The following is a 12,797-nucleotide window of genomic DNA, read 5'->3' as shown; positions in this document are numbered from 1 at the left end:
GATTGCCATGGCTCCGCCTAGCTTAGTCTGGTCATCGAAAGCTCCGTCTCATCCAAATGAGACACAAACTCACAATGCGCCGCTGAGAGGTTTCTGGTCTTCCGTGCTCGTTCATGCTTCCCTGTATTTCCGCTATCTGCTGGTCCGCGCTGCTCGCGACGGTGCGGTCTTGCAGTGGCGCGTCGTGCCCTGCTCTATCCGCCCATCGTGCCTTGCTGCACACGAACCTGTTTTCCGCGATGATCTCGTCGACGCAGTTCCAACACTTATTGAACGGCGAAACCCGCTCCGATCCGGTCGACATTGCCAACGCATTGCTGTCGAAAGGATAGCGCTGAGCGGGCCTGTCTTGGCTCAGAAGTTCTGACGGAGACTGGCCAACAATCCTGATGATTTCGATTCCAACCACGGACACGCTTGCCTCGGGCCGAAGACCAGATACCAATTGACCCTAGCCGCGTGACCAAGTTGGCCCTTGAGCGGGGTGGCGCCCTATCTCGCACTCCCGGCAGCTTGCTGCTTGTAGCTCTTCGCTGTCAGCCCATCGAAGCTGGCGCGCTCTCGGCCCTGTCTCATTAGGGAGCCAACAGAGTCGTCAAGGTGGGGTGATGCCGGACTTCTGCCGAGGCGCCACAAAGTCCTACGCGACCACGGTCTAAGACGTATGCGGCATCAGCCACGCGAAAGGCAAGATCGAGGTGTTGTTCGACGATAACCACGGCGATCTCCTTCGCGAGTTCAGCCAGCCTATCAGCAATCTCTTCGATCACACCGATCCAGACGCCTTCGGTAGGTTCATCCAGCAACAGTAGTCGCGGGTTCGAAAGGAGGGCACGCGCGATGGCGAGCATCTTCCGCTCTCCGCCAGACAGCGTGCCTGCTGCCTGTTCAAATCGCGAGCCGAGCTTCGGAAACATCGCGACGACTCGATCGACGCCTTGCTTGTCTCGATTGGCAAGCGCGCCGACGCGCAGATTGTCACGCACGGACAACTGCGAGAAGACCGCGTGCTCTTGCGGCACATACGCGATACCTGCAAGAACCCTCTTCTGGGCTGGAAAGCCAGTGATGTCGCAGCCCTCAAATCGAACTCGCCCCTTCGGAGACAGCTCACCCATGATGCTCTTCATCAGCGTCGTCTTGCCAGCCCCGTTTCTTCCCAAAATGGCTACGCCGCCACGTTGCGGGATGTCGATTGACAAGTCGAAGAGGACCTGGGACCGCCCGTAATAGGCGCAAAGTTCTCGAACTTCTAGGAGAGATATATCAGACACGGCGGAGATATACCTCTTGTACTTTTGAACTGTTTTGAATCTCGGCGACCGTGCCTGTGTCAAGCACCGCGCCTTGATCGAGCACTGTCAGTCTGTCGCAGAAATCGCGAATAAAGTCCAGATCGTGCTCGACAATCACGAGAGAGCAGACCTTTTTTATTGGCATCAGGAGTTCCCCTGTGATGCGCCGCTCTTCGAGGCTCATGCCGCCAGTAGGTTCGTCCAGTAGCAAGACCTTCGGATGAGATGCAAGAGCCATGGCAATCTCGAGCCATTGCTGCTGTCCATGCGAAAGTTCCGAGGCCGAGTCAGTGGCGCGATCTGCCAGCTTGAACTTCTCCAACGCCGTCATGACCTCGTCATGCAGCCTGTGACGCGTCCTTGAGAAGAGAAGCTCTGTGAGAGACGAATGCCCCTGAAGCGCCAGCAGCAGATTGTCATACAGTGACAATGCGGGCAAGACGCTTGTAATCTGGAACTTCAGGCTCATTCCTCGGCGGGCTCGAGCTTGGGAGGAAGATCGGCTGATGTCGACGCCGTCGAACCAGACGCTTCCTGAGCTAGGCGATTCGGCACCAACCAGGCACTTCATGAATGTGCTCTTGCCAGAGCCATTTGGACCGATAAGTCCATGGAACTCATTGGACTCCACCGACAGCGATGCGCCCTTCAAAGCTGTGAGCTTTCCAAAGTTTTTCTTTATTTCCCTAGCCTCGAGGAGCGACACGTTGCGGTCCTTTCTTGATGGTCGGCTTGAAACTCCCGGTGCGTTCGCGTTTGGACGCCATGAAGCTGATCAGGCCTGCAGGGCGGAAGAGCACGACAATGAGCAGCATCATTCCGAGTATCACAGGCCAGATTTGCGGATAGCTGTCCGCGAGCCAGAAACTGGCCGATTCGATGGCTACCACTCCTATCAAGGCGCCGATGAGTGTTCCGGTGCCCCCGAGAAGGACATAGAGAACGATCTGCGTAGACATCACTACGCCCAGCATGTTCGGTCCGACGAACCCATCGTTGAAGGCGGAAAGGCTCCCGGCCAAGCCGGCAATTGCACCGCTGACAGCAAAAATGAGTGCTTTGAGATGCTGCACCTTGTACCCGAAGAACACTATTCGCGCCTCGTTCTCACGCAAACCGGTGAGCGCCAAGCCAAGTTGGGATCTGACGAGCCAGCGGCACAACGCATAGGAGAGCAGGAGAGCCACGAAGGCGAGGTAATAGAATCTTGGTCCCTCCGAGAACTCGTATCCATAGAGTTGCAGCACAGGCAGCGAGGGGATTCCGTTTTGCCCGCCCAGGGAGTACGAGCCGCGCGCGAGACGCTCAGCCGCATATGAGATGGTCAGTGTCCCGAGGGACACGAAGATCATGCTCGTCGGATTTCGTCCGAGAAGCAGGAATGCGCCCACCAATAGGGATAGGCAGAGACTTACCAGGATCCCCGCCGGAGCAAGTAGAGCCAAGTCGCTGATTCCGAGGTCTCTGGCCAAGATCGCAACGACATAGCCAGCGACGCCGAAGAAGACCGACTGACCGAAGCTCATGATCCCCGCAAAACCCCACACGAGATCAAAGCTCAACGCGAGGAGAGACAAGAGAAGCACGCGGGTTCCCAGCGACATGAGGTAGTCGGGCAGGAAGACCGGCATCACGAGCATCATTGCGAACACGATCGCCTCGATGAACGGAATTCGGGGTTGCGGGGCTGGATGGCCAGGACGACGGGCCCAGCTTCTGCCAAGCGGCTTCGAGGCACTTAGATTGGGCGTTGACATCAGCATTCCCGGGGATCCACAAGTCCCTTGCTACGTTCAATCAACTCGAACTGGCCGTTCCTTGCAGCAGCGATGTACATGTTCATTTTCACATGACGCTTGCCAGGCACCATCGCGCACGGGCCGCCTGGTCCCTCGGTGAGCTTGGCATGATCAAGCGCGCTTGCGACGACGGCTCGGTCTACGCTACCGCATTCCTTCACTGCGGTCTCCCAGAGCTTCAACGCGCGATACACACCAGTAGATTGATTGCCGGCGGCAAAGCGCGTGCTCTTGCCATGCATGGCTTCATATGCAGCTTGGATGCGCGCACTGGTGGGGTCTATAGCGTCGACGACGCGAAAGTAGTCCAGACAGTTGGCGAGGCCCTCAAACTCGGCGGGCTGGCTGGACAGCAGCGCATTCTCGTCGTAGTAGAGGCAAGCCAGGTGGCCACCCTCTTTGCTGAAGCCGGCCGAATAGAGCTGCTTGAAGAATGGCCCCCCACCAGGGGCGATGATCATGTTGAAGACAACTTCCGTCTTGGTCGACCTGATCTTATTGACCGCTGAACTGAACTCGATCTGGTCGAGCGGGAAGAATTCTTCATAGACAACCTCACCTCCGCTCTTTTGAATCAGATTTTTGGCGTAGGCGCCCACTTTGTGAGGCCAAATATAGTTGGATCCAACAATCGCGATTCGCTTGCCACGCGCCTTGATCAGCCAAGGAATGAACTCGTCGCATTGCTGGGCAGGCGTTGGACCTGTGCAAAAGAGGTCGGCTGTGCATTCGCCACCCTCGTAGGGCGATGGATACATATAGAGCGTCTTGCCACGCGAGACGATTGAATCCTTGATCGCATTGCGCATCGAGCTCGCAACGCCTCCAACTACTAGGTCAACTCTGTCCCGCTGCACCAACTTTCGGGCTGCCGTAACTCCGGCGTTCTCGTTGGTGGCGGTATCCTCGATGAACAGTTGCACTGGTCGGCCCAAGAGGCCGCCTGCGTCGTTGATCTGCTTGACTACAAGCTTCGCAGTGTTGACCATTGGAGCGCCTACCACCCCCAGGCCGCCGGTTAGGTCGACAGGCATGCCCACCTTGATAGGTCCTTCCGCGGCGTTTGCCCATTCGGGGAGCACTACCCAACTGCCGGCGCCAGTGGCGAGCAAGCCGCCTAGGCCCAGACCGCGCTTGAGAAAGCTCCTTCTGTTCTGCGAATTCACCTTGTTCACGATTTAGCTCCTTTGAACGAAAGCAGGCCTTTAGGCCGAAATTTGACGAAGACGATGGCTATTGCGAAGACAAGGACGTCCGCAAATGCGGGGGAGATGGCCCAAGGCAGGAGTGCGCTGAGCAACCCGATCACACCCCCTCCAAGCACTGGTCCTGCGAAGGATCCCGCGCCGCCGACCATCACCGCCACGAAGCCCTGGATCAGAAAGCGGAGACCAAGGTCGGCAAACAGGGAGAACAGCGGAACGATCATCGCTCCAGCGAGGCCGGCGAGCGCTGCCCCGAACGCGAACGTCACCGCATAGATGAAACTGGTTGATATGCCAGATGCACGCGCCAACGGGGCGTTCTCCAACGAGGCTCGGACGCGCAATCCAAAAGAGGTCCGAGTCAGCAGCAGGTGGCACGCTGCTATGACGGAGATCGTGACAATCACGACGACCAATCGCCAAGCGGAAAGACCTATGCCAGCGATATCTACGGATCCCTCAATGGGTTCTGGTACTGCGATATAGAGTCCGCCCGTCAGTGCGCGCACTGACTCACGTATGACAAGACCCAAGGCGTAAGTTGCCAACATCGCGACAATCGGCGCCGAATACAGCCGACGTATGACGAGCCGCTCCAGTACGAGGCCGATAAGGCCTACGACGACAGGCGCGGCGAGAATTCCTGACCAGAGCGGGAGGCCGTGTGAGTAGCATAGATACGCGGTGTATGCACCCAGCAAGACGAACTCGCCTTGGGCGAAATTGAAGATGCCCATCATGCTGGCGATAACACCAAGGCCGAGCACTACCAGCACGACAATGGAGGCAAAACTGAGTATCTCGAAGAGCGCCTGCAAAACACTTGACATGAGTAGTCCATAAGCCGAGAAGGGGGGCTTGTTGAAGCGATGCGGTTTGAGGAGCCGCTTCGGTCGAATCTAACGGCGATCCAATTGCGCCGCCATGCTGGCAGCGACAGCGGCTTGTCTGCAAGCGTCAGAGAAGACGATGAACCATCGGCTCTCGCTCGTCCGAGCCTTTCCTGGCTGTCATGCAGACGTCGCCCACGGTATCGGAACTACATTGACTTCCAATCGCCTGCTTGTTCGAAGGCGTGTGCAGCGCGGTAGATCGTTGGTTCGTCGAAGTGCTTGCCGATCAGCATCAATCCGACAGGCAGGCCGTCGACCATTCCACACGGCACGGTCATCGCCGGATGGTGCGTGATGTTGAACGGCGATGTGTTGCTGATCATCTCCAACGCCCTCGCGACGACGTCTTCGCGGCTCGCGTCGACTTCTGGCAAGGGAGTGGCCTTCATCGGAGTCGTCGGCATCAGAAGCAGGTCAAATTCGGAAAGGACGGTATCGTACGCGGCACGCAGGCGGCGGCTGACGTTCATGGCCTTTCCGTAGTATCGCGGGCCGTACAGCTTGTGGATGTAGGTGCTCGTCATCAAGAACAGCTTGCCAGTCGTGGACAGATCATTGGCGCGTTGTCGCCAACCGCGAAATTTGTCCATCAGCGCCACCGAATAGAGATCGCCGCGGCTGAGTCCATAGCCATCGCCACGAAACGTGGTCTGAACTGTACCCTCGCCGCATATGGGCGAGAAGATTGCAGGCGCCTCGAAATGCATTGGAATCGAGACCTCTTTCACCTCCGCCCCCAGAACGCGAAATCTTTCGGCCGCAGCACGCACAGAGGCGTTGACTGCTTCCTCAGAGCCGGGATGTTGGAATCCTTCCTTCACGATACCGATTCGAAGACCACGGACACCCTGCCCTAGCGCTTCGGTGTAGGCGTGAATAGTAGGGGACTTGATCCGCGAGTCATAACCGTCGTCGCCGGCAATCACCTCCAGCATCAAGGCGTTGTCAGCCACGGTGGCGGTGCAGGGCCCTGCATGGTCGACCATGACCTCGTTGGGCATGATCCCGGTATAGGGCACCAATCCGAAAGTGGGCTTCATGCCGTACACGCCGCAGAACGAGGCGGGAATTCGAATCGATCCGCCCTGATCGCAGGAAATCGCCATATCCGCCTCACCAAGTGCGACGGCCACCGAACTTCCGGAGGACGATCCGCCCGCTGAATACCCCATCTTGAATGGGTTGTGTGTGGGGCCGGTGGCATTGGTGTGGCTGCCCCCGGAGAGACACAGGTTCTCACAGTGCGCTTTGCCGACGATCACCCCGCCAGCGTCCAGGATGCGCGTCACGATGGTGGCATCAAATTCAGGGACAAAGCCCTCTAGCGCCGTGTTGCCGTTCATCATCGACACTCCGGCCAACTGGACGTTGTCCTTGAGCGCCACTCGCTTTCCCTGAAGCTTTCCAGCCTTTGCACCCACAACGTTGGTCTTGCGATGCCAGACGTTGCGTGGATCTTCTTCGCGACTCGGCCTGTAGCCTGGCGTTCGCGGGTAGTCCACGATTGGGATCTCATCCGCCATTGCATCCAGCGCCTGGTAGCTTGCGATGGCAGGTGACATCAGACAGATGAACGATGCGATCTCGGCGGAGCTCAAGTCGAGCCCGCATTCTTTCGCGACGGTTTGCAGTTGTTGGGGCGTCGGAGTTTGGACAGTCATGTTTGGTTTCCAATGGCGGGGATCGAACTGCCGAGCACGGGATGCCTCGGCAGCGGGGGCCAAGGGCCTACCGCCAAATTTAGAAGACCAGTCGACTGCGAACTATGCCCGGCGCGTCAACCTACTGGACTGCGCGCGACAACGTCATGCAACTTTGCGCAGAAGCGAACCCGGGCAGACGCCAAAGCGCTTCGCGAAGCTTCGGCTGAAGTGGGAGAAGTCACTGAACCCGGACGCCAGGGCCGCATCAGTCACCGAGCGGGCGCACCCCTCGCTGAGTTGACGGTATGCGAACTCAAGGCGCTCTTGCCAAAGCCAGCGGATCGCAGTTGTGCCGTCTGCGGCGAAGAGACGATTGATCGTTCGACTCGACACATTGTGTGCCGAAGCAATGGACTCCAGATCGAGATCGGGATCGTCCAGCCGGAGCCGCAGGTCTGCCTTCACGCGCCGAAGCAATTCCTGATGACGCCCCCCAGGTGTCAATCCAGGAGCGAGAGATGCTTCGAGGGCAGCACCTAGGATATCAGTGATCGAAGCACCGACGCGGGGACCCCACCCTCGGCCTTCTTCAGGTTCGAGCGATGACGCCTGTCGAACCAGGCTCATCGCGAGTCCAGCCAGTGGCGATGAGCAATCGACGACCCTTGCCGTCAGCCGCTCCGCCATAGGAACTCGAGAGAGCATGGCCTTGCGCGGTATGCGAGCCGACGTTGATTTATAGCGTTCCGGAAACACATAGGCGAAGGGCCGTGCGGTGTCGTAGATGACCATCTGATTTGCCTTCTGGACGACTTGCCTTCCGCCTTGTTCCAGGCAGGCGCGGCCACTCGATAGCGCCATCACGACGAAGTCATCGGAAGGCGAATGCAAGACCTCTTCAGATCCTCTCCTGGCCGTGAGAGCATCCGACTCGATCTCGCTGAGCGACAGATCGCCGACCCTGGTAGTAGACATGAGCGCGCGGAATCCCAGCGCAGCGAGGGGCTCATTCACTGATTCGCAATGCGTCCGATTGATTGCGTCGGTCCAATAAGCGATTCTCTGCCGATCGTCGACATCTTCGGTCGAATAAATAGTTCGCAATTTCCGCTCTTCCTTCAGAACCGCTTCGTGCAAGAAGCGTACCCGGCAGCTGCCCTACGACAGTGCACGGCGGGTTGGAATGGTCCCTCGGGCTCCATGGATAGGAAATAGGGGAACCCCTCACGCGCACCGCAATGTCGCTGGCCTTTCGTCTGCCGTCTCTCGCATCCTTAGGGAAGTCACGCTGAAATGCCGGAGTCACCGAAGGTCAGCCTTCGCCTTCCTGCTCGCTCCGATAGCTCCAGGCTTTGGAACCGCAGAGGCTTCCTCAGCGACGCAGTGGGCGGCGTGGAGCGGGAGGCGCGCATGTCCAGTGGCGGACTGCACAGCCACGGGGCATCGATACGAATCATTGCAACAGCTCGCGCAGCCAGGCCACGCAATCAGCCGGCGCCGAGACAAGCCATATGACGCCTTCGCCTCGAACGCTGCGCTGTGACGGCGGCGTTGCTTCGGAATGACGTCCATAGGAGACCAGCCGAACAGACGGAGGACGGATGGACGGACGGTCTCCGGCTTGGCCTCAAAATTCCAGGTGGAGCGACTGACCGCTTGGGCCACCGGTCAATTTGAGGCCCGCTTCCGAGCGGGCCGCACCGCGCGCTCGGTCACCGCGGGTAGCACCACGCCTGCGGCCGGCCGAAGCCCAGATGCGAACTGACCATTACCCCCGTGACCAAGTTGGCGTTCGATCTGAGTGGCACACTCTCGCGCCGCCGCGAGCAGCTTGCGCTCGTGGTTCTTCGTCGCTAGCTTTGCGATGACGGAAGCATGCAAGGCCGCGGCCAACGAGCCGTCCGCATGGCGAACCGGTATTGCATAGCCAACGACACCATCCACGGATTCTTCTCTGCTTGACGCGTAGCCTGCCTCTCGGATCCGCTGGTATTCGCGCTCCAGTTCTTCAGCGCTCGTGATGGTCGAGGGAGTAAGCTTTGGCAGGCGCCCCGACAAGGCCTTCGCTGCCAGTTTGGGATCATGGGCAGCGAACAGCTTGCCCGTGGCAGTGCTGTGCAGATACAGCGCCTCGCCCAGGCGAATGTCAAGTGAAATTTGGTTGTTGCCCATGGCGCGGTCCGCGTAGAACACGCGGCTACCCACCTGAAGCGCCAGGTAGATGTCGTCGCCAATCTCGCGCGCCAGATCTTGCACATAGCGACGAGAGATAGATCGGATGTCGAGAGACTGGATAGTCGCAAGAGCCAGGGACACAGCCCTAGGCCCAACCATGTAGCGCAAGTCCTCCGTCACGGTTGCGACCTCCGCCGTCACCATGGTTTGGAGCATGTTGTGTACGCTGCTTGCGGGCAGGTTGAGCGCATCCTTGATTTCGGTCAGCCGCATCCCCTGCCTGTGGCGCACAAGAAGGTCCAGGAGATCAAAGGTGCGAAGATAGCGATCAGGATCCATCCCCCGATTCTACGGAGCAATTTCAAGGTCCCCGCGGCAGCGACAGAGCTATCGCGATTGCATACGGCCTCAACCACCGGAGGGCGATGGGGCGTCGGGCATAGTTGCTCGCCGACAGCGAGTTCGCCGATCAACGCGCCATGATCGCATTCAGACCCGATTGCCCAGCATATGGACAGCCGTTGCGACGCTAACGGATTGCCGCCAAATCAAACGAAGTCGCCGAACGAGCGAGCTCGACGACAGTGCGGATCAGCGGCTGGTCAAGCGCGCCTTGCCAAGCGATTACGAATTCAATCTCGGGCGAAGGCAAGCCCGGCAGCACCGGCACCAGCTCTGACTTGGCTAGATAGCCACGCGCGAGGATTTCCGGCAGGAGCGCGATGCCCGCGCCTGCCAGAATCAATTCTATTAGCGCCATGGTATGGTTGCAGGTGGAAATCCCATCCGGCGTCACTTCGAGCTCGTGCAAGATTGACTGCGTCATCGTGTGGCTGGCCGACGGACTCGACAGCGACCAAATGGATTGGGTCATCAGTCTTTCTTTCGGCGGCATCGAAGCCGGCAGAGAGTGCACCAGCCCGGGTGCAGCCGCCCAAATCATGCGCACTCTGCCGACCGATACCGAGCGGATGTCAGAGCCTACGATCGGGCCGGCAAGGAGCGCCACATCCAGCTTGCCGGCTTTGAGTTTCTCCGTCAACGAAGCCGTAAGATCCACATCCACCTGATAGTTCACTCGAGGCATGCGTTCGTGCAACCTTGACATGAACGTTGGAAACCAACTGAGGGCAGCATATTCCCCCGCGCCGAAGCGTACGGTGCCAGTCATTGAAGCCGGGTTGTCGATCGAACCGACAGCACCTTGCAGGCGATGCAGCAACGGCTCTACCATTGCCACCAATTCCCGGCCATGCGAGGTGAGCTCCATGCGCCGGCCCTGCCGGCGAAACAGCGCTACGCCCATCGTCGCTTCCATGTCGCGGATGCGCGCGGAGATGGCTGGCTGCGAAGCATGCATTTTTTCCGCTGCCGCAGCAAAGGTACCTACATTCGCGATGCAGCAAAGCGTCTCGAGATTGAGTAGAGTAATACGAGACATTGTTTGGCACGTGTGAGCGTCAAAGTAGCGACCGACCCGCCGTGGCCGCGCGCGAGCTATCCATGCAGCGGAGCGTGAATCGGCAATCAACGCAGAGAGCAGGCGACGCAGTTCGGCATGAGGCTGGGTGGAAGCTATGCACGGAGAGCCCCTCTACCTCCTGCCTTCACAGCAGCCGGAGACGTGGAGACAGGCTGCTCTTGCCGGCGTACCTTTCCAATGGATCGCAGCTTGCCCACGGGCTTGGTCAACACATCGATGGTGGCCCGTCCGTCGTAGGCAGCCAGTACCAGGTCTCGCATATGCTCGAGGTGCATTCGCCAGAATTTCTCGATCTCTACGACCTTTCCCTTGCGCATCAGTTCGACCGCCTTTTCGCGAGCACGGAGGCTTTCCTCTCTTAGCCGATCGACGCTGCCACGTTCGCGCGTCTGCTCTGTCACATGCTCATGCTGACGGCGAATGATGTCCGAGATCAGTGCGGACAGCAAATGGATGGTGTTGCTGCCGCAGTGACGCGTTATCAGCATCGAAAACTCCGCGCTGAGTTCAGCATACCGAATGAGGTCGACTTTCGCGGCTTGGCGTGCTTCGTCGATGTTGGACTCTAAGCTCGCCAGAATCTCGGGATCGGGTCGCGCTGCAATGAGGCCGGCCGCCGGCGGCTCGATGAGGGTACGGGCGAGCCATACGTCCGCCAACGTCGTCCCTTCCAGTTGCAGGAACACGCCGACCTGTCTGGCGACTGCTCCCAGGTCGACGGAGCTGACGCGGGCGCCTCCGTGTTTGCCACGGCTTATGGTGATCAGCGACTCCGATTCCAGTAGACGCAACGCCTCGCGCATGGTCGGGCGAGAGATTTCAAATTCAGATCTCAATACATGCTCGGGCTGCAACTGGTCGCCTGGCTTCAGGCGCCCGGTAACAATCTGCCGCCGCAACTCGGACGCCACCACCTCTGCGGCCTTTGGACGTTTATTGCTTGCGGACGCGGTCGCCGAGCGAGGTGACAAAGGTAAAGGCATATCTGCCATTATCACCGCGTGCCCGATGTCAGGCCACCTGAACGAGGAAGCCTTCACTCGGAGCGATCCAATCGGCCGACGCAAGCAACGGATCCGGATGCGCCGACGGCGCAGGACGCCAGCGGCCCGTAAATGCCAATCGCTCCTCCTCAAGCAGCCACACCGTTCCGCCTGGAGTGCATTTCGGCACGAGGGTGTTGCAATCTCCGAGGCGAATGGCGTGATGGAAGATCGCCTGATCGGTCCACACTGCTCTTGGCGATTGACCATCACAAACCTCTGCCAGGGCCTTGCGCATCTGTTCTGGGGAACAAGGATCTATCACAATCCACCCACTTTGTAGATTTCCAACAAGGTAGGTATTCCCACAGGCATGCGTCAGCCGCTGAACAGACCGCGAAAGCCGCACCCATTCGCCGATCCGCAACTCGCACCATGCTGAGCCATCGCCTCGGGGATCGAGCAAGCCGATCTCAGCCCATGCCGGGTGATCGGGAAGCACCGTCTGAGCGCCGGCCGCGTCTCTGCTACGTCGTCGGAGCATCGTCTTAACGATGCGTGGAGAAGCCGCCCATTGCATCAGCGCCTCCAACGTGTCGAACTCTGACAAGAGTCCTAGCGTCGAGCGCGTGACGTCTAGAAGTTTTCGACCTCCAGGCTGCGCCAAGAGGGTAGCCGGGTCGAACCATCCATGCTCCAAGACCTCGACGTTGTCATGCTCTACCAAGTGCTCACCCTCATGGACACCCAAGAAAAACCTTGTGTCGAACCGCTTCGGCATCCCCACTGGAGTGATCCAGTGAGCGATGTAATGCAGCCTATTCACGTCCAGACGGAGCCGCTGCCCTTGGCACAGCGCGGCGAGCTCAATCTTTCCTCGACTCAGTGGACCTCGCATCGAGGATAGACATGCCTTGCTCACACTGTCCGTTGCCAAGTGCTCCCCCCGCTCTCCGATTGCGAATAGACGACCGGCTTCTTCGAAAGTCTCGCGGATAGCTGCGACGTAAAAGTCCAAGCCGTTACTTGGAACACCAAGCCGATGGCTTGCAGTGGCATCGTCCAGGCCTGCACAATAGGGATGACAGAGGCGATCTCCATTGTCTACCAAGCCACCTGGAAAAACCCAAGCCCCACTGTTCTGATCGCCCTTGTCGGCGCGACGCATGAGCAAGACTTCGAATCTGCAGGATGCGGCGCGGACTATCACCATGCTGGCCGCTTGGCGCAGGTCCGCGAAAAGTGGACTCGACTGAAGTTCGGACATACCTTGAATACAAGGAATACTGGAGATTCAAGTCAAAAGCACGAAAAATTGGCT

At 58.8% G+C, this 12,797-nt stretch carries 11 protein-coding genes; all 11 read right to left on the bottom strand.

Features of this window, described 5'->3' with window-relative positions; genetic code table 11:
- Window positions 1-575: 575 nt before the first annotated feature.
- The 11 genes from QTI68_RS25685 to QTI68_RS25635 all read right to left on the bottom strand — a co-directional run bounded on the left by QTI68_RS25685 (window position 576) and on the right by QTI68_RS25635 (window position 12,644).
- On the bottom strand, window positions 576-1,202 hold the full coding sequence (locus QTI68_RS25685; RefSeq protein WP_286525676.1) for an ATP-binding cassette domain-containing protein: 627 nt from the start codon (window positions 1,200-1,202) through the stop codon (window positions 576-578).
- Window positions 1,203-1,266: 64 nt separating this feature from the next.
- The gene (locus QTI68_RS25680; protein WP_286525675.1) at window positions 1,267-2,001 is read right to left on the bottom strand and encodes an ABC transporter ATP-binding protein; all 735 of its coding nucleotides are present in this window, start codon (window positions 1,999-2,001) and stop codon (window positions 1,267-1,269) included.
- Entirely contained in the window at window positions 1,982-3,058 is a 1,077-nt protein-coding gene (locus tag QTI68_RS25675) for a branched-chain amino acid ABC transporter permease (RefSeq protein WP_286525674.1), read from the bottom strand. The genes QTI68_RS25680 and QTI68_RS25675 overlap by 20 nt, the downstream gene beginning before the upstream one ends.
- On the bottom strand, window positions 3,052-4,269 hold the full coding sequence (locus QTI68_RS25670; RefSeq protein WP_286525672.1) for a substrate-binding protein: 1,218 nt from the start codon (window positions 4,267-4,269) through the stop codon (window positions 3,052-3,054). Before QTI68_RS25670 ends, QTI68_RS25675 begins: the two co-directional genes overlap by 7 nt.
- A complete protein-coding gene (locus tag QTI68_RS25665; protein ID WP_286525670.1) occupies window positions 4,266-5,129 on the bottom strand; it encodes a branched-chain amino acid ABC transporter permease in 864 nt (287 codons plus the stop codon). Before QTI68_RS25665 ends, QTI68_RS25670 begins: the two co-directional genes overlap by 4 nt.
- A gap of 209 nt (window positions 5,130-5,338) precedes the next feature.
- On the bottom strand, window positions 5,339-6,853 hold the full coding sequence (locus tag QTI68_RS25660; protein WP_286525668.1) for an amidase: 1,515 nt from the start codon (window positions 6,851-6,853) through the stop codon (window positions 5,339-5,341).
- Window positions 6,854-6,997: 144 nt separating this feature from the next.
- Window positions 6,998-7,972, bottom strand: coding sequence for an AraC-like ligand-binding domain-containing protein (locus QTI68_RS25655; protein ID WP_286525666.1), 975 nt, complete (start codon window positions 7,970-7,972; stop codon window positions 6,998-7,000).
- A 531-nt stretch (window positions 7,973-8,503) separates the two neighbouring features.
- Window positions 8,504-9,349, bottom strand: a complete 846-nt coding sequence (locus QTI68_RS25650) for an IclR family transcriptional regulator (RefSeq protein ID WP_286525664.1) — start codon at window positions 9,347-9,349, stop codon at window positions 8,504-8,506.
- A 190-nt stretch (window positions 9,350-9,539) separates the two neighbouring features.
- On the bottom strand, window positions 9,540-10,451 hold the full coding sequence (locus QTI68_RS25645; RefSeq protein WP_286525663.1) for a LysR family transcriptional regulator: 912 nt from the start codon (window positions 10,449-10,451) through the stop codon (window positions 9,540-9,542).
- A gap of 134 nt (window positions 10,452-10,585) precedes the next feature.
- Window positions 10,586-11,533, bottom strand: coding sequence for a FadR/GntR family transcriptional regulator (locus QTI68_RS25640; protein WP_286525660.1), 948 nt, complete (start codon window positions 11,531-11,533; stop codon window positions 10,586-10,588).
- Entirely contained in the window at window positions 11,505-12,644 is a 1,140-nt protein-coding gene (locus QTI68_RS25635; protein ID WP_353506444.1) for an NUDIX hydrolase, read from the bottom strand. The genes QTI68_RS25640 and QTI68_RS25635 overlap by 29 nt, the downstream gene beginning before the upstream one ends.
- Window positions 12,645-12,797: the final 153 nt, after the last annotated feature.

It is taken from the genome of Variovorax sp. J31P207 (assembly GCF_030316965.1).
GTDB lineage: Bacteria > Pseudomonadota > Gammaproteobacteria > Burkholderiales > Burkholderiaceae_C > Variovorax > Variovorax ginsengisoli_B.
The sequence above is the reverse complement of the archived record's forward strand: the minus strand, read 5'-3'. Positions and strand labels throughout refer to the sequence as shown.